General features: G+C 59.1%; 18 protein-coding genes and 1 pseudogene. 6 read left to right on the forward strand and 13 right to left on the reverse strand.

Annotated elements, in window-relative coordinates; genetic code table 11:
* Positions 1 to 284: 284 nt before the first annotated feature.
* Positions 285 to 656: a hypothetical protein gene (locus VFY73_RS01870; RefSeq protein ID WP_329716208.1), complete on the forward strand. Its 372-nt coding sequence runs from the start codon at positions 285 to 287 to the stop codon at positions 654 to 656.
* A gap of 248 nt (positions 657 to 904) precedes the next feature.
* On the opposite strand, the gene VFY73_RS01875 is transcribed toward VFY73_RS01870, so the two are convergent.
* Complete coding sequence (locus VFY73_RS01875) at positions 905 to 1,291, reverse strand: hypothetical protein (RefSeq protein WP_329716209.1); 387 nt, start codon at positions 1,289 to 1,291, stop codon at positions 905 to 907.
* 1 nt (position 1,292) lies between these two features.
* Positions 1,293 to 1,649: a DUF6788 family protein gene (locus tag VFY73_RS30400; protein ID WP_414654367.1), complete on the reverse strand. Its 357-nt coding sequence runs from the start codon at positions 1,647 to 1,649 to the stop codon at positions 1,293 to 1,295.
* A 523-nt stretch (positions 1,650 to 2,172) separates the two neighbouring features.
* On the opposite strand from VFY73_RS30400, the gene VFY73_RS01880 reads away from it, so the two are divergent.
* From VFY73_RS01880 to VFY73_RS30410, 3 genes are all read left to right on the forward strand, one after another.
* Positions 2,173 to 2,901 carry a class I SAM-dependent methyltransferase gene (locus tag VFY73_RS01880; protein ID WP_329716210.1) on the forward strand — a complete coding sequence of 243 codons (729 nt, stop codon included), beginning with the start codon at positions 2,173 to 2,175 and terminating at the stop codon, positions 2,899 to 2,901.
* A gap of 100 nt (positions 2,902 to 3,001) precedes the next feature.
* Positions 3,002 to 3,268 (forward strand): transposase, encoded by a 267-nt coding sequence (locus VFY73_RS30405; protein ID WP_414654372.1) that lies wholly within the window; start codon positions 3,002 to 3,004, stop codon positions 3,266 to 3,268.
* An 86-nt stretch (positions 3,269 to 3,354) separates the two neighbouring features.
* Complete coding sequence (locus tag VFY73_RS30410) at positions 3,355 to 3,708, forward strand: transposase (protein WP_414654368.1); 354 nt, start codon at positions 3,355 to 3,357, stop codon at positions 3,706 to 3,708.
* Positions 3,709 to 3,974: 266 nt separating this feature from the next.
* On the opposite strand, the gene VFY73_RS01890 is transcribed toward VFY73_RS30410, so the two are convergent.
* Complete coding sequence (locus VFY73_RS01890; protein ID WP_329716211.1) at positions 3,975 to 4,397, reverse strand: hypothetical protein; 423 nt, start codon at positions 4,395 to 4,397, stop codon at positions 3,975 to 3,977.
* Positions 4,398 to 4,563: 166 nt separating this feature from the next.
* On the opposite strand from VFY73_RS01890, the pseudogene VFY73_RS01895 reads away from it, so the two are divergent.
* A pseudogene (locus VFY73_RS01895) lies at positions 4,564 to 4,755 on the forward strand (IS110 family transposase); the annotation flags it as partial.
* A gap of 626 nt (positions 4,756 to 5,381) precedes the next feature.
* On the opposite strand, the gene yfcF reads toward VFY73_RS01895, so the two are convergent.
* The 5 genes from yfcF to VFY73_RS01920 all read right to left on the reverse strand — a co-directional run bounded on the left by yfcF (position 5,382) and on the right by VFY73_RS01920 (position 11,253).
* Positions 5,382 to 6,014: a glutathione transferase gene (gene yfcF, locus VFY73_RS01900; protein WP_329716212.1), complete on the reverse strand. Its 633-nt coding sequence runs from the start codon at positions 6,012 to 6,014 to the stop codon at positions 5,382 to 5,384.
* A gap of 137 nt (positions 6,015 to 6,151) precedes the next feature.
* Entirely contained in the window at positions 6,152 to 7,879 is a 1,728-nt protein-coding gene (locus tag VFY73_RS01905) for a hypothetical protein (RefSeq protein WP_329716213.1), read from the reverse strand.
* A gap of 128 nt (positions 7,880 to 8,007) precedes the next feature.
* Positions 8,008 to 9,126: an SDR family oxidoreductase gene (locus VFY73_RS01910; protein ID WP_329716214.1), complete on the reverse strand. Its 1,119-nt coding sequence runs from the start codon at positions 9,124 to 9,126 to the stop codon at positions 8,008 to 8,010.
* The gene (locus tag VFY73_RS01915; RefSeq protein ID WP_329716215.1) at positions 9,123 to 10,898 is read right to left on the reverse strand and encodes an AMP-dependent synthetase/ligase; all 1,776 of its coding nucleotides are present in this window, start codon (positions 10,896 to 10,898) and stop codon (positions 9,123 to 9,125) included. Before VFY73_RS01915 ends, VFY73_RS01910 begins: the two co-directional genes overlap by 4 nt.
* Entirely contained in the window at positions 10,876 to 11,253 is a 378-nt protein-coding gene (locus VFY73_RS01920) for a hypothetical protein (RefSeq protein ID WP_329716216.1), read from the reverse strand. Before VFY73_RS01920 ends, VFY73_RS01915 begins: the two co-directional genes overlap by 23 nt.
* Before the next feature lie 244 nt (positions 11,254 to 11,497).
* Here VFY73_RS01920 and VFY73_RS01925 point away from each other — a divergent pair, with 244 nt between their 5' ends.
* Positions 11,498 to 11,647 (forward strand): hypothetical protein, encoded by a 150-nt coding sequence (locus VFY73_RS01925; RefSeq protein ID WP_329716217.1) that lies wholly within the window; start codon positions 11,498 to 11,500, stop codon positions 11,645 to 11,647.
* 86 nt (positions 11,648 to 11,733) lie between these two features.
* Here VFY73_RS01925 and VFY73_RS01930 read toward each other — a convergent pair whose 3' ends face one another.
* From VFY73_RS01930 to VFY73_RS01950, 5 genes are all read right to left on the reverse strand, one after another.
* Complete coding sequence (locus VFY73_RS01930) at positions 11,734 to 12,213, reverse strand: hypothetical protein (protein WP_329716218.1); 480 nt, start codon at positions 12,211 to 12,213, stop codon at positions 11,734 to 11,736.
* Positions 12,214 to 12,225: 12 nt separating this feature from the next.
* Positions 12,226 to 12,495 carry a hypothetical protein gene (locus tag VFY73_RS01935; RefSeq protein WP_329716219.1) on the reverse strand — a complete coding sequence of 90 codons (270 nt, stop codon included), beginning with the start codon at positions 12,493 to 12,495 and terminating at the stop codon, positions 12,226 to 12,228.
* 260 nt (positions 12,496 to 12,755) lie between these two features.
* A complete protein-coding gene (locus VFY73_RS01940; protein ID WP_329716220.1) occupies positions 12,756 to 13,895 on the reverse strand; it encodes a hypothetical protein in 1,140 nt (379 codons plus the stop codon).
* 283 nt (positions 13,896 to 14,178) lie between these two features.
* Complete coding sequence (locus tag VFY73_RS01945; protein WP_329716221.1) at positions 14,179 to 14,982, reverse strand: N-acyl amino acid synthase FeeM domain-containing protein; 804 nt, start codon at positions 14,980 to 14,982, stop codon at positions 14,179 to 14,181.
* A gap of 83 nt (positions 14,983 to 15,065) precedes the next feature.
* Positions 15,066 to 15,803 carry a helix-turn-helix transcriptional regulator gene (locus tag VFY73_RS01950; RefSeq protein WP_329716222.1) on the reverse strand — a complete coding sequence of 246 codons (738 nt, stop codon included), beginning with the start codon at positions 15,801 to 15,803 and terminating at the stop codon, positions 15,066 to 15,068.
* Between the last annotated feature and the right edge of the window lie 32 nt (positions 15,804 to 15,835).

The raw sequence follows: 15,835 nt of genomic DNA on the forward strand, positions 1-15,835 counted from the left end.
GGACACCTGTCATTCGTCGATCGGCGCCGCGAATGGCCGCTGCACCTACGGCACCGGTCACTCGACCGTTGTGGCCGGCGGGTGGCGAGCGAGCGTCTTCATCCGCGGGCGCTGGCCGTCGGCACCCGACCCAAAGAGGAAGTAGCCGAGACTGAACGAAGCTCACGAAAGCGGCCGTCCGATCAAGAACCCGCGAACCACAGGCTCACCGAACTGCGCACTCTCTTATGACATCGGGCACGATGGCGGAGCCCGATAGCATTGGTCATGGGAGAAAGATGGGTATGAAGCTGAATCCGGATGAGCAGAGACGCCAATTGATCGCTGCGATCAATGACCGCCACGGTACAGAAATCACGCGCGCAAAGGATCAATACGAAGCCCTTCACGCCTCTGGCGCTTCAGTAGATGATCTCCTGGCGGCAGCGCGCCCACTGCTGGAAATGACGCCGATGACGCCAATCATCATCGGCCCCGGTCAGTTGTCTCTCTACCGTGTGCGGGCATTTGATCCCGCAGCCGCTTGTGAAACGACACGAGCCCTGAGTTATCCCCCGCCCGGCGTTGCCGGCATGGGTCGAGCAAACAGGGCGGGACATTCGGGTGCTCTACGTTGCGACGAGTCCAGCCGTTGCGATCAAGGAGGCGAAGGTTGACCCCGGGCAACACTTCGTCCTGGCTGAGTACGCCATTCGAGACGCGCTCGCACTCTTGCACGTTGGTGTCTACAACTCGCCAGAGCGGGATTGGATCTCATGCATGGGAAAGAACATCGCAGCGAGCGTGGGAAGTTCTCTGAACGAGTTCGGCAAGCAGAACCTGCATGAAGCGCATCGGTGCCTTGGGGAGCTATTCCTTTCAGAGGATCGAACGCGCTACCCAATGTCAATTGCAATGGCAGGAATCATGCTGCGGGGACTGGATGGATTCGTATTCCCGAGCCTCTTCGAGCGAAGGCCTTTTGGCGCGCCTTCGCCACACCATAGCGGCAGCGATAGCCTTCAATGGCATGGTCACTTCCATATGCACGTGCGATCAGCGACTCTTTCGCGAGGCGAATCGTTCGGGTCCGCTTCGACCAGACCGCACTCCAACAACTCAATGACGGGATCGCTGGCGTCAGGGCAAGTTTCCGCATGCGCGGCCTCTGCCCAGCCAAGATCCGTGCGAGCGTGTTCGGATCGTCCAGGAAGGTGTCGACGCACCTCATCCAGTCTTCCCACAGATCGCTGACCTCCTCGGCAATGAGACCGTCGCCGAAGTCGAGTTGGCGACGGCTCAGCTCAATCACCTCAGGCCCTCGCGCGGGACTTCGCTCGCTGAGCTTTTGCCGCCTTCTTGTGGCCACTCAGCTCATGCAGCAGGCGTTGACGGTTGCTCTCCGCCATTTGCGATGCAAGTTCGTTGAATCGCAGCCAGGCTTCGTGGCCCTGAATGACCGCATCTCGATCCTCAGGAGGCACGTAAACCGAATTCGCCTTACCGCTGGCGCTGAACCTCAGGTACAGGTGCGGCCCATGGCGCCGAGAAGGATCGCGCGCGCATGCGCACGAAGAGTCACCACACTGTCGTGTCATCTCGGACAGCGACCCCGGGACCATGAGATGCGCAACCTGCGCCAATTCCGCCAGCAAGTCATCCTTACTCATATTGAAGATTGAGGTAGATGATGGCCGTGCCAATGTCAACCCGGATTCAAACCAGGTGGACTCGTGCGACTCGGCACCACTGGATGAGCTAACGATTGGCGTGCAACCAGGAAGAGCCTCGCGTCACGAAGGCCCGTTTTGCGCCGGAAAGTAGCTAGAGTTGGCGCAGTGCCACGCTCATCGCGGCGCGCCGGAACCCGTCGCGTTCCTTCTCGGCCAACGCTTGGCGCTCGCAACGGCTGCTGTCTCTGCGGCCTGTTGCCGCGTTCCAATCTCGTTATCGCCGTACTTGGGCACGCGTTCGGGCCACCGTCTTCTCTTGCCACCCGCGTAGCACCGTTGGAGAGCGCCGGCCGCCAATCTCTTCCTGCTTGCGGGCGTAGCTCTCGGCTATGCTTGCGCCCTGCCGTCCATCGTGCCTCCGTCGGTCGGGCTCTGCATAACCAGTCGTTCAAGCGGACGCCGTGCGGCAAGCCGCGCGTCGCCGCTTAACTCCAACGTTAGACGCTTTCAGGACAGTCTCATGACCACAGTCACAGAACACTACGAAAAGCACCTCGCCCCGGTCTACGTTTGGATGGCGGGTGGCTCCGCCGCAGCACTTGAAGCTGGCACCGCCGAGATTGAAGCGCTGAACTTGCCGCTCCAACAAGGAGCCGTCGTACTCGATCTTGGAGCTGGCTTTGGCATGCATTCCATACCGCTCGCACGCAGAGGCGCGCGCGTAACTGCCATCGATACGTCGACAGAGCTACTGCACACACTCACTGAAATCAGTGGCGGCCTACCTGTCCAAACAGTAAATGACGAGTTGCTCGAGTTTCAAAGCCACATTTCAGAAGCTCCGTCAGCAATCCTGTGCATGGGAGACACGATTACTCACTTGCCTAGCCTCAAAGCTGTAGAGAGTCTCATTGAAAGAGCATCCACTGAACTGCCGCCTGGCGGCACGTTCGTGGTCTCTTTCCGAGACTACTCTGTGCCTCTCGTGGGGGACCAACGCTTCATCCCAGTAAGGAGCGATGACAGTCGCATCCTTACTTGCTTTCTCCAATACGAGCCAGAGTCTGTCCTTGTCCATGACATCCTTCACCAGCGCAAACCGGACGGTTGGCAGACTCAGGTAAGTCACTACCGGAAGCTTCGGCTATCTCCCGAGCATCTAATCACCAAGTTCCAGTCATGCGGCTTCAACGTCCGGCGCGAAACTGGAATGCGCGGAATGATTCGCCTTGTCGCACAAAGCGTCTAACCCTTTACAATCGAGAGGACTTGCCCCGGCAGGCCGGGTCAAGCCTCTCATCTCAAACGTTAGGTTCCAGAAGACCTACAACCTGCTGTTCCGCTGGTTCGTGGGGCTGTCCATCGACGACCTCGTTTGGAATCACTCGGTGTTCAGCAAGAACCGCGACCGCTTGATCGAGCATGAGGCGGTCATCGAGATGTTCAACGCCACGGTGGAGATGGCCAATAAACGTGGCCTGCTGTCGGGCGAGCACTTCAGCGTCGACGGCACGCTGATCAAGGCCTGGGCCAGCCGCAAGAGCGTGCGGCGCAAGGATGGGTCGGACGATGACCGCCCGCCCGCCCGACGACTGGCGCGGCGAGCCGCGCAGTAACGCCACGCACGAGTCCAAGACCGACGGAGATTCGCAGCTTTATCGTAAGAGATGCCGCGCCGGCGCTGCCGAGCTACCTGGGCCACGTGCTCAGCGACAACCGGCACGGCCTGGTGGTCAATGTGCGCGCCAGCCAGGCCTACTGCACGGCAGAGCGCGACATTGCCGCACAGATGCTGGCCGACGCGGCCAGCCCTGGCAAACGGGTGACGGTGGGCGCCGACAAAGCCTACGACACCAGAGGCTTCGTCAAGGCTTGCCGCGAACTCAAGGTCACGCCGCAAGTCGCTCAGAACACCAAGCGCCGAGGCGGCAGCGCCATCGATGAGCGCACCACGCACCACGCGCCACGCCGGATACGGCATCAGCATGCGGGTGAGAAAAACGCATCGAGCAGTGCTTCGGCTGGGCCAAGACCATTGGCCAACTGGGCAACGTGATGGTGCGAGGACTGGACAAGGTCGGCCAGTTGTTGACGCTGAACATGGCCGCCTACAACCTCATGCGACTGCGTGGTTTGGCGCAATTGCGCCCGCAGTGCGCCCAATGAGCGCGCAGGCCGTCGGAAGGGCCCCTTTCTGCCGCATGAATACCCTCGCGACAGGCCCAAATGGCCGGTCTCGGTCGAATCGACGCACTGGATGAGCGACATGGCGAAAGTTCCGGTGATCAAGCACGGCTCGCGGACCGGTTCTTCAACAGCCTGTTAAGCGTCACGTTGTGGCGCCCGGTGTGATTGCATCTGGGAAAACAGCTCACCAAGTGTGAGGGTGTCTTTCCACAGTGGTTCGAGCTTGAAGCCGTGCTTACGCTCGAGATCGAATGCCAGTGTTTCAAACTCCATTGCGTCAGGCTGCAAACGACTTGGATATTGGGCTCGGTAGATTTGCAGGATCTGATCCGTGGGAGCGAGTTTCAGTTTTTCCTTCTCGTAGAATCCGAACGCTTCGACAAACACGGAAAGGAACTCTCGGACTTCTTGCTTTGTGGCTGAAGGAAAGGCCTTGCGCCATCCACGGCCCTGACAGGCACGTGCCCGATAGCCTTTGGGAAGCTGGCCGCCAAAGAAGAACCCCCACGCTAGTAAAGCGACGGCACCGATAACTAACAGGATTGAAGAAGTGCTCATGCTTCTCGTGACGTCCAACGTTCGATGTAAGGGGCCAATTGCAGCTTGCCGCAATTTGTCCCCTTGACGGGAATGCGAAGGGACTTCCCACCTTCGGGCAACGGCGGCGATGCGCCAAGATTGGTGGTCTGAGTCATCAATCTGCAGGCAATGAAAGGGGAAGTCCGTGGACAAGATTACCCGAGTTGAAGCCGTTCGCGTAGATGTGGACCTGGCCAAGCGCGTGATCCAGGTGCATGCCGTCGGGTGCGCGCAGCTGCCGCCGGGCTGCCTGGTGGTCATGGAGGTCATGGAGGTCAGCTCGAGCGCGCACCATTGGGCGCGGCGGCTGCTGGCGATGGGGCTGGATGCGCGTATCGACCACAGCCTCACTGCTCGTCTTCCCGACGCAGTGCAGTGCGCTGCCAGGCGGTAAAGGACAACAGTTCAGTTGCTTTGGCATCGCACTCGGAACGGTAGTGATGCTGGTGAGCGCCGAGAGGGGGAAGTTCTCCCTCAGCAAACCCGAGTGCCAGTAGCTCCGTTGCAAAGCGACCGAGCGGGCCGTAGGCGAATAGTTGATTGTGCCGATCCCATACAAGCGTCGCATTTTCCGATGGCGAATGCAGCCAGAGATCAAACCGGGCGTCGGCTGCGAGATAGGAGCCGAACCTTGACATAAACGCGCGAAACCCTTCGACGCCGATCTCGGCGCTCTGGTAGCGGCCCGGCTCGCCTTCGCCTCGTGGTGTGTGGAGAACGTACAAAAGGGTAGGGCGGCTCCAAGCAGAGAGTGAGGCGCTCGAACGGCTCGGACTGCCCGCCAGGGGCGCCGGCGACAAGGCGTTGCGTATCCCCTGCGACGGAGAGCTCGTAGAGGGGTGGGAAGGAGTGCTCCTGCCACTCCCCGTCGACGAGGTGCGCGAGCTTGTGCATCTGTGATCTAACGTTTGAATTGAGAGGCGCCGTTAGGCATCCTCTCGAATGAAGGGTTAGCCCTCACGCTCACAGCGCCGGCCTTCTTTGATTGACCCACTTCTGCACTGTGGGCCGCTGCCATTGGCGGCTTGCGTAGGCTGCCAGTCTTTCAGGCACAGGATCACCGTGGAGCACGAGCCGATTGAGCATGAGTGAAAGATCAACGTCTGCGACAGACCACTGACCACACAAGTGCTCTGAATCTGCGGGGAGCAATGCTTCAGCTGCCGAAAAGAGTTTCTCGGCAGCCTCAAGCGCTGCAGCTGAAAGCGGCTTTGTCTTTGACCCGTAGAACACAACCTCAGTGGAGCGCTCCTGCCGAATAGGCATTAGATCGCTACGAAGCCAAGCTTGTACCTGGCGCGCTCTCGCCCTGCTGCGAGGCTCCGCTGGATACAACGCCACCCCTGAGAACGACTCGTCTATGTATTCGGTGATTGCCGAAGACTCAGAGAGGGAGAAACTACCGTGGATCAAGGTTGGAACCCGCCGCGTTAGCGACTTGCCTGCGAAGCCTGCCTCGTGATTCTCCTTGGCTGCCAAGTTCACGGTCGTGACCTCGAATGCCAGACCCTTTTCACTGAGAGCCACAAATGCGGACATTGCATACGGGCTTGCGAACTGGGTGTCTACATACAAGCGAATGTCGTTCTGCTCCACGAAGGGCTCCAGTGAGGGCTAACGTTCGACGTAAGGGGCCTGCCGAAGGCAGGTCCCCTTGACGGAGGGGTTAGGCCGGTGGCGAAACGGAGGCACCGACCTTAAATGGCAGACGGCGAGCGATTGACTATCGGCCCTCAGCGTCTTAGCAGCAGGATGGCGTCATTCGGCCAGAGGGTGAGTCGTCTCACGAGGCTTCCATCATTCTGCGAAGTGCCGCCATCGTAGTTGTCGTGGGCGTCGTCGACCCCGAGAAGCCGGCGATAGCCTTGGCCTCGAAGGTCCACGGTGGTCTGAACCCCCCAGAAACCGGTGGGCATGTTCAGCGCGCGGTCTTCGCCGGCTTGCGACCAACTGATGGTCTTGGCCGCGTCATCCACAGCGCCGATCGTGAAGGTGCCGTTGAATGTCGCGTCGGTCGTGCAATCCTGGATTCGGATGAGACTCCCGGGCTTCTTGCCGTGCTCGGGCATATCCGACCAAAAGAGCGTCACTACGTTCATTGAGCGCGTTAGAGTCAGCGTGCCTGGCGCGTTGCCCATCCAGCGACCGTTGTTGCAACTTGGGTTGACCACTATGCAGCCATTGCGATAGTTTCTGCGCCACATGCCGTTTGACCAAGGCGCCGTTGGTCCCGGCTCGATTGCATCCCCGATGGGTGCGTCAAGTTCGTCAAACCAGTATGGACGAACGTCGGCGCCGGCAGGCGTATCGCCGATCACTGCATAGCCATCGTCCAGCATTGAAACGCCCAGACCGTATCGCGCTTTCTGCAACGTCCGCGTGAGCGGGTCGACAGCAGTGTCAAGGTATGCGCCAACGAAGACTGCCTTGGTGACGCCGGCCCTCTGGGACCGGTAGCACGCCATCGTGTCGGCGAAATTGCCGCGCCAAGTGTCAATCGAGTAGTTCTTGCTGGTCAACGCTTCCAACAAGCCATACTCGTACTTCTTCGAAAGTTCCTTGGTTGTAAGGCAGGACACAAACGTGGGTGTCGTGCTGTCGAAGTCGGCATTGGCCATGCATTCGATCCCTGGCTTCAAAGCCTTCAGTCTGGCGATGAAGCGCTTGTACCCGCGGCGATAGGCTGGGCTGACACCGAGTGCGAGATCGGCGTTCGACGAAGCGTCGTTTGTACCGGCCTTGTCGAGGTCGTAGTTTGCCACCGTGCCTTTTGGAAAGTCGTTGACGCCGTCGCTACCCGTTGAGCTTTGGGAGCCGGGGTTACCCCAGACGTTGTCATTGAACACCACATCCAACCCAACCGCGTACAGGTTGGCGAGCAAGATTTGGTGGTACGCGTCTGCAATCGCCTCCGGCGCCCGCCTGCCAAGCGCGTCGGGTTTGACGAACTCGGTCTGGTTCACCTCCCAGGCCGCATAGCCCTTGACGCCAACCGATTTCGTTTTTGCTCCGGGCGACACCGGACTTGCTTCGCCTGCCCGTGCCCACCAGTCCTTGTTGTCAGTGCCGCCGGCATTGACTGCGCCATAGATCGCGGCGTATTCCGAACCGGTGGATTCATCAACCGCCTGGCTAAGAATGACGTACTGGCCGACTTTGATGTTCGAGTTCCGCGCTTTGAGACGGCTTACGAACACGTTGCCAGCAGCGCCGGGGGCTGCTTGGCTGGGCAACATGCCCAAGATAGAGAACGAAAAGCGCGCATGAAGGTCCAGCGCGACAGCATCGAAGGCGCCGTTGCCCACGTCGGTCCGATAGTCGAAGGCGGCGGACTTCGGCTTGCGGTACTGCGCGGGTATCTCGACCGCCTGCCCCCAGTGCGGCAAGGCAGCGCTGCCGAGAGTGGCGGCGCCTGCTTGTACGAACTGGCGTCGAGTCGGGAACTGAGGGCGGTTGGTCATCGTTTCTCCTTGCCAGGCGCGCCTGTGCAATGGGTGGTTGGAGGGACATCACCGGCAAGTGCGTCGCACAATTCAGAAGGAAAAGCCTGCTTCATCGAACTCAATTCATTGCACCGGCCGCCTTTGAATCACGAATGCTTGCGGTCGAGGTAGTAGTCGATCACCTGCGGTAGATAAGAGGCGGGGTCGGGCAGTGCCAGCCCCTCAGGCTCCAGCAGGGCGCGCGTTCTTTCACAACCGAAAGTCTGAGCTCCCCCGAGGTAGTCCAGTAATATCGGCAGCGCTCCGATCGCCTTGCGCAGTGATGCGGGCGCGGTGGTGCGCAGCAAAGGCAATGCGGCACGAAATACCCGGCGAGGCAGGAAGCGGCGTCGCGGCAGACGCTCACCTCTGGCCAAAAGGCACGTGCGCACCGTCTCCTGCAAGACGGTGAGGCCGACCGCGTGTTCTGATCCAGAACACAAATGGAGTATGCGGCCCGCATACGACGACATGGTGCTTGAGCAAGCGATTGCCGCGGCGACATAGTCCACCGGCACGACATCGAGACTTGCCGCATCAAGTGACGGGAAGACACCGAATGTACGGCGTCCCGATAGAAACTCCACGAGGTGATAGAACACCTGGAAGTGAACGATACGCCCCGTACGCGAATCGCCTACCACCATGCTGGGACGGTGTATGGTCAGTGGCAATCCCCGCTCGACCGCGGCGCAGGCAAGATCTTCTGCTTCCGATTTGGCTTGTTCGTAGGTGTTGTGGAACGAGCGCGCGCCCTTCACACACTCTTCCGGCAGGACACCGGGTCGGCGGCCTGCGACACCGACGGTGCTGAGGAACTCGACCTTGTTGAACCGACCGTGCTCCATAGAGGCTGTCGCCATGTCGATCACGTTGCAGGCCGTGCTCATCGCGCTCTGGCGTGCCTGCGGCAACGGCAGATTCATCTTGACCAGAGCGGCACAATGGATGATGTGGGAGCAGGTACGGGTCAACGCGTTCCATTGGCTGGCATCGAGCCCGAAGGCCGGAAGCGCCGCATCTCCGCGCACCAGCTTGACCCTACGTTTCACATTGGCAGGATCCATTTGCCAAAAGTCGCACAAGGTTCGCAAGCGCGCTGTTGCATCGTCGTCGGATGCCGCACGTATCAAGAGGCTGAGTTCGTTGCCCGGGTCAGATAGCAGCATGCACGCCAACGTGCTGCCGATCGCGCCGGTTGCTCCGGTGACGAAATAGTGCCTCACTGTTCGACTCTCCAACCCGCAACGGTAATCAGGAGCGCCATCTGTCCCGCGGGCTTCCCCGCTGTCTCGTTTGGCGTGCGTCGCAGCATGTCAAGTTCGGCGGCGAATCGCGCTGCGATTTGGTTGCGCCGCAATTTCAGGTTGGTGGTGAGTTCACCGCCGGCGACGGTGATCGAATGCGCCGGTATTACAACGACGCCTTTGACCTGCATGTAGTCCGGCAGGTCTGAAAGCGCGCAAGACAACTCGTGGCCGAATTGCCGTAGAGACTCAAGCGTGGGCGGCGCATTGGACCTTGAGTTCGATACCGCGACCACTGCTGTCAGCGGTGCGCCCCGCGCGAAAAACACCACCGCGTACTCGACCGTCGGCACTTTGCTTAGTCGCGCCTCAACTTCTGCAGGCGCTATCCAACGCCCATTGGGCGACTTGAGCAAGTCGTTTTTGCGCCCGGTGACGCGAAGGAAGCCGTCCTCGTCAAACGCGCCCACATCTCCGGTGTGCAAGGTGTTGCCCGCTGCGGCGACGCCGGGGCCGCTCACGACAATCTCACCGTCCGCGGCTATGGCAACCGATGAAGGCAGCAATGGTCGACCGACCGTGCCGATCTTGCGGCACCCGATAGTGTTGATGGCGATGGGCACGATGTTTTCACTTGCGCCATAGGCTTCCAGAATGGGAACGCCCACCGCATCGAACCACTCGATCAACCATATGGGCATCGGCGCCGAGCCACTGATGCAGTAGCCGAGCGAACGCCCGAAGGCACGGCGGATGCGGCGCAGCACCCAGCGGTCAGCCAGTCGGCAGGAGATTGCGACATGCAATGGCAACGGCCTTCCCTGCCGGCCAGCATGGGCGCGATGTTGAGCGAGGCGAACCGCATGATCGATCGTCCAGGCTCGCACACCTCTGCGGCCGTTGTCGGCCCCAACCACGCCCTGATGGAACTTCTCGAAAAACCGCGGCACTCCGATGAAAACCTGAGGATCGACTTCCGGCAGACGCGCCATCACCGTGCGCGGGTCCGCAACAAGATACGTGGTGGCTCCGCGCACAATGCCGCAGAGATTGACCATGCGCTGGAAGAGATTTGCCAACGGCAGCCAGCACAGCAGCCGGCTGTCGTCGCGCAGGTCACTGAATTTCTGCAGGATCGCATCGATGGCGAACACCAACTGCTCGTGTCGGTACGTCGTCGGTTTGGGATCGCCCGTGGTGCCTGACGAGAAGATCACCATCGCCTCGTCTTCTGGCCTCACCAGCGAGGAAGCAGACGCCTCAGCACCCGCTTGTAGCCACGCGGTCAGAGTGCTCACGCCGGCGTGAACCGGGCCTTCCAACGCGACCACCTGTACTCCGGTGGGTAGTGGAAGCGCGTCAGCGAACGCTGCGGATTGCACGAACAACACCTGCACCCCGCTTTGTGCCACGAGCCGAGAGAGCAAGGGTGTGGGGTAGTGGAGATCGAAGCCGGCCACGCTGGCGCCGCACTTCCAGGCTGCCATCTGCAGCGTCTCCCATGTGTAGCTGTTGGGCGCGCAAATGCCGACCCGTGTCCCGCATCCCACTCGCTTCGCGACGAGGTGGCCGCGAAGGCGTTCGACATCCACCGCATACTCATGCCAGGAGCGTGGCGTCCAGCCACGCGCATCGGAATACTCGAAGCACGCCGTGCGGTCCGGCGTGGCGCGGACGCGTTCTTCGAATCGGGCGACGATGGTTGAGGAAGAACAGTGCTGAGTCACCTCAGTTGCGAAATGGCGGGTCATAGGCGCCCAGTAGCAGCGTGATCCGAAGCTCGTCTTCTCGCAGTCCCAGCCACTTCAACTGATGAACTGTCTCCCTGCCCAGTAGCAGCTTGTGCCGGATCAGAAAGTCGACCACCGGCGCCATGAGCCACCAGTGACTTCGACTGGCCTTGCCCTCGCGAATGAGTGCCGCGAGTTCCCGCGCGTAGCGGTTGTAGCCAAAGTGCTTCAGGTCGGAGTACATCAACAGCCAATTGATCGGGTAGTTGCTGCGGATAAGGCTGGCGTGGGAGGGGCGCGCCACCAGCCGTCGTTCATTCCGAAAATCGGTGCGGGTTCGAGAAGTGCGAAAGTTCAGCCTCGGTGAAACAGCCATCGGCAATCAATGCGGGTGCGTGTATGGCTACGCCGAATGAGCGTCGCGGCGCGGGAGGTCGGGCATGAGGACATTTGGCCAGACTTGCATTGAAGAGAGGCTATTCGTTCGGATAGGAGCGCCACTTCTGCCAGCTGGCTGACTAGGCTTTCTGGAGCGCATCACGGACTTCGGCAGCACTGGCTGCTTTCCCTCTACCCGCGTGCAATTGCGTTCGCTTTGCTCGAACAGTCACCGCAACGCCATGCGCGCGGTGCTGAGCACAGCTGAAGCCGGAACCACCGTTGCCATCGACCGCAAGACCTTGCGCGGAGTCTGGATCGCTTTGCCGATATTGCCGCTCCGCAGTGGCCGTCTGCCTTTGCCACCGATCAGCGTTTTGGTAATGATCTAGTAGCGCTGGCCGATGGAGAAAAAGGGCGGCGAATCGCCGCTGCACAGCAATCGAGCCCATGGTGTCGCGTCGCGATGCATTCAAGTTCAACGCGGCAAGCCGCGCAATATTGCGCGCAACGCACGGTACTGCCATCGCGCTTGACCTGACAATTTTTCAACGCTGACTGGCGGGCGCTTCTCGTCGAGCCCCTGGGGGGGGGACCAATAGATCTGAAATAGAGGCAAAACCCGCGCCCGAACCACATTCACCGAGAGGTCGTGAATTCCACAAAATACCTCTTTCAGTTCGTTGTGAGAAAAGGCTGCCAACAGAGAATTGGTGGAATCATCACAAAATACCTTTGCCGCGTCCGGGGTGAACACTCGGGGATAGGCAGCTGCCGTGCTTGCGTGGCGCGGACGCGCCAAATCGAATATCAAGAAACCGCAACCGGTCCGCCCGCAGACGGTCCGAATTTCCGCTAGGCATTGCTCAACCTCTCTGATGCTCGGAAGATGGTGCATTGCAAAGAGACAATTAACCAACGCCGTTGTATTGGGAACTTGATCGGCGAAGGCGGTCATGTTTCCCCTTCTTTACTCGACCCTTTCGGAGAGGCCCGCCGCACGCATCTTCGCCAAATAGGCTGCAAAGCGGCCAGTTCCGCATGCGACGTCAATGACCGTTCCGCCACTAGCGGTAAGGCGGCTGCAAGCCAAAGCGTTGAGGTGATAAATGGAGAGAATGGGCCCTTCACCGGACCCCTGCGCATGCCAGGCGTCAACTTGATCTTGGCTGTCCATGACGAGGTGGTCTTCTGGCTTTCGCGGAAAGCCTCCCAAAATGAAGGTTTCCTTGAACAGCATGGAAATCGCTTCGAATGCTCGATTCACTTTGAAAACCCCTTGGAGCGGCGGACATATTTCATGTCCAGGCGGGAAGCCGGGTTAAAGGATATCGTCGCGCAGAAGACACTGATCCGGGGCACCATTCCGTGCCCGGGGGTCTCAGTGGGCGGCACTTCGGTGTGCTTTGCACATTGCGTTGTCACGTGCCGAAGCTCGGATGAGAAGCAACGCGGGAGTCCGCCCTCTCGAACGGGACACCAGCGCGCGGCCCACACTCTTTATTGCCTTTTATTGGCCGTCCCCAACGGCGCTTGCGCATTCGGTTCACGTAACCGGACCCAGTCTTGATAGACGTACTCTGGCCAATCGGGTCGACTTGGCCGGGTAATTCTCAAGTCCTCATCGCGCAGACCGAGCCATTTCATATGATCGCGCACATGACGACCAAGATAGATTCTTCTTAAAGTGATGAAATCAACCACCTTTCCCATCACCTTCCAGTAATCCCGATTCGCCTTTCCTTCACGGATCAACGCAGAAAACTCTGGTGCATAAGGGTTGTAGCCAAAGTTCCGCAGATCTGAATACATCAGCAGCCAGTTGATCGGATAGTTTGAGAAGACTGGGCTGGCGTTCTTTGCCGACTTTATCAATCCGAGTTCGACAACTTTTCTCATCGCCTCATCCTGATCATAGGTCCAGGCATGATAAGGCGCGAGGTAGCGGGGAAATACTGTCCCTGCTGGGTATTGCCTGGGATTCCAGAATCGCTTGAGATCGTCGTCGTCGAATTGCCCAGAATTCGTAAGTTCCGGCGGTGCCCAGTCCACGTCAGATATGGCAAGCTTCGGAAAATCATACTCCATACGTTCAGGCCAGGGTTGTCCTGGTGAATAGCCGGCGAGAACAAGCGGAATATTCTTCTCGGCGGCGAGGCGCAGCGCGTTGCCTTCAAACAGTGAAGCATAGGCATGGGACACGGTATGTACTGCGCCGCGTGCCTCCTGGTTCATTAGCAACCAGCGAAATAGCTTTCGGTAAAACTCGGCCGACGGGCGGTATACCAGATGCTCCACGTCTAGTTTGTCCACCGCACGATGTATGTTGGCCCAAGCCACCTCACCGATGTCGATGTCTGTGGTGTGGGCGAGAACCCTCAGGCCATACTCACTCTTAAGCTTGTGGATTAGCAAGACGCTATCCTTTCCACCTGACAGCGGAACCACGCAGTCGTACTCGCCCCGTCCCCGGCATTCTTCGATCGTGCGCAGCAGGTCAGTTTCGCGGGCGCGGCGTAGAGCATCTGCGGCTTCTTTGTCCACTGGCTTGTGTTCGCGGCACTTGCGACAGATGCCTTGTTCGTTCAGTTCGGCGCCGGGGACGGCGTGAGGCAGCAGGCAATTTCGGCAGGATCTCACGTGAACTCACTCGCAAGGAAAAGGATTTCTGCGCAGACGCGGCCATGTAGGCAGTGCACTCAGGTAGCAGGGCGGGCTAGGCCACGCGCGAATCTTTGTCTTGAACCCGCGGCCGTTGTCTTTGCGTTAGCGACTCTATTCAGCTTCGATCGTGTCCGACCATTTGGACATGACGGCTGTTGCTGCGTGAGGACCTTCCTAATCAACAGTTCAACAGTTCCGCCGCATTCCGGCCGCGTCTGGCTGGCATGATGCCCGCATCGCAGGCGCTCGTACTATCCGTTCAGGTAGGCTGCTGCGGCTGCAGCTGCATCGTGCCAATCAAGCGCCGATAGATGCTCTCTTCTTCTTCCTCGGAGAAGGCAAATGTATAGATTGAACGCTCTCGCCGTCGAAGTGTGCTCCTGCTACGAAACATGCTGATTTGCTCGCCTGCATATTCGAGGTCGAGCAGCATCAAAACGGCCGGTGCATTTACCCTTGAGTTGGTGCGTGCTTCGCCGATAACCTTGAGCCCCAACAACACCTCATAGAACTTTGCGTGTCGCGGGTTTACCTCGACTAGTACGTGCGAACGATTGTGGATGCGCTTTGCGTAGATGACTGCCACATGAAAGATCGCTCCGAGAATCGCGTTCGAGCGACTATTGGTGTCCACCGCAAGCTTGACGAATTCGCACAGGCGGTACCCTCGTCCACGCAGGACTTGGACTTCATCGGGATAGAGTTCCTCAGCCAGAAGGCCTCCGCCGAAATCGAGGCCAACGGAGACTGTGGCCACGGATGCGTTGGCAATAGACGCAACTAGCGTGATGAAGTCAGAGCGTGGTTTTACGGCGCCGTCGGTTTTGTAGCCGCGCCACTCGTAGCGGCGTCGTATCAAGATGCTGGCCGACTCAAGGCGCAATGCGTCGCGCGCCAATCGAATTTTGAACTCGCTTCTTTCCTCTGAATCGGCGGCGCCTTCAGCCAGCGCATCTTGAGCGCTGGAAGGGTTATCCTGCTGCCGCTCCAAACCGTAAGGGAAACCGAAGACGGTGCTGCCAAAACCTGCTTTGTCGCTGTTGAGGTGCCTCTTTTTGGACATTTCGTAGGCCTGAGTTGATCATGACATCACCATGATGAACAACACGGCCGGTGGCGGACTACTCGAACGGTTAGGCGCCCCCTTCAGGTGCCGGATACTGCGGTCGCGGCATCCACCAGTTTCAACTCCAAAGCGCGCGCCACCGCCTGCGCGCGATTGGACACATTGAGCGCGCGGAACACGGCCTTGAGGTGATATTTGACGTTTGCCTCCGACATATCGAGAATTGCCGCGATATCGGCATTCGTCTTTCCGAACTGAGCCCAGTAGAGAATCGTTCGTTGCCGTTCGGTGATCAAGGAGGCTGCTGCACGCCGAACGCGAACTGGATCAGGTGGCATCGCCCGCACGAGTGCTAAGTGAAGGTGTGGGACGAGCAGGCGCATGAGCTGGTCATGCTTCTCTCCCAGCCTTTCCGGAATTTGCGCGAAACAGAAGTTCGAATAGAGCTCGCCCGTCATATCGAAAAATGAATGCGAGGCCAAGTTCTTGAAATCGTACTTTCGCGCCGTCTGAACCCAATTGTTGGGCCAGCTGTTTATGTCATGCTCAAACTCCACCAGAACGGGACGGTGGGTTGCTTTCCAACGTTCGATGACTGGAGATCTGAGAATTCCATTTGGGCCACGAAGTGTCTCGAGATACTGAAGTGGGTACCTGTAGGTGAGCAACTGGCATGCTTCTACGCCGCCCGCCACAAGTCGACCGATACTGCACAACACCATTCCGTGAGGCAAAACGGCCTGCATCTGGTGGTCCATGCACGCTTTGAATGTCTCTGGACTGTGGACTTCTTCCAGAGCATGAAATAGCTCCATCATGCGAACGTCTTGTATGCTTCTGGGCACGACTC

This window comes from Ideonella sp., from assembly GCF_036277275.1.
GTDB lineage: Bacteria > Pseudomonadota > Gammaproteobacteria > Burkholderiales > Burkholderiaceae_C > Ideonella.

What these genes read in the sequence shown, in the direction of transcription:
- VFY73_RS01915 (WP_329716215.1), bottom strand. Translation starts at nt 10,898, where the DNA reads ATGACCCGCCATTTCGCAACTGAGGTGACTCAGCACTGTTCTTCCTCA.
- VFY73_RS01925 (WP_329716217.1), top strand. Translation starts at nt 11,498, where the DNA reads ATGCGCGCGGTGCTGAGCACAGCTGAAGCCGGAACCACCGTTGCCATC.
- VFY73_RS30400 (WP_414654367.1), bottom strand. Translation starts at nt 1,649, where the DNA reads ATGAGTAAGGATGACTTGCTGGCGGAATTGGCGCAGGTTGCGCATCTC.
- VFY73_RS01890 (WP_329716211.1), bottom strand. Translation starts at nt 4,397, where the DNA reads ATGAGCACTTCTTCAATCCTGTTAGTTATCGGTGCCGTCGCTTTACTA.
- VFY73_RS01935 (WP_329716219.1), bottom strand. Translation starts at nt 12,495, where the DNA reads ATGCTGTTCAAGGAAACCTTCATTTTGGGAGGCTTTCCGCGAAAGCCA.
- VFY73_RS01920 (WP_329716216.1), bottom strand. Translation starts at nt 11,253, where the DNA reads ATGGCTGTTTCACCGAGGCTGAACTTTCGCACTTCTCGAACCCGCACC.
- VFY73_RS01880 (WP_329716210.1), top strand. Translation starts at nt 2,173, where the DNA reads ATGACCACAGTCACAGAACACTACGAAAAGCACCTCGCCCCGGTCTAC.
- VFY73_RS01930 (WP_329716218.1), bottom strand. Translation starts at nt 12,213, where the DNA reads ATGACCGCCTTCGCCGATCAAGTTCCCAATACAACGGCGTTGGTTAAT.
- VFY73_RS01870 (WP_329716208.1), top strand. Translation starts at nt 285, where the DNA reads ATGAAGCTGAATCCGGATGAGCAGAGACGCCAATTGATCGCTGCGATC.
- VFY73_RS01950 (WP_329716222.1), bottom strand. Translation starts at nt 15,803, where the DNA reads ATGATGGAGCTATTTCATGCTCTGGAAGAAGTCCACAGTCCAGAGACA.
- VFY73_RS01945 (WP_329716221.1), bottom strand. Translation starts at nt 14,982, where the DNA reads ATGTCCAAAAAGAGGCACCTCAACAGCGACAAAGCAGGTTTTGGCAGC.
- VFY73_RS01905 (WP_329716213.1), bottom strand. Translation starts at nt 7,879, where the DNA reads ATGACCAACCGCCCTCAGTTCCCGACTCGACGCCAGTTCGTACAAGCA.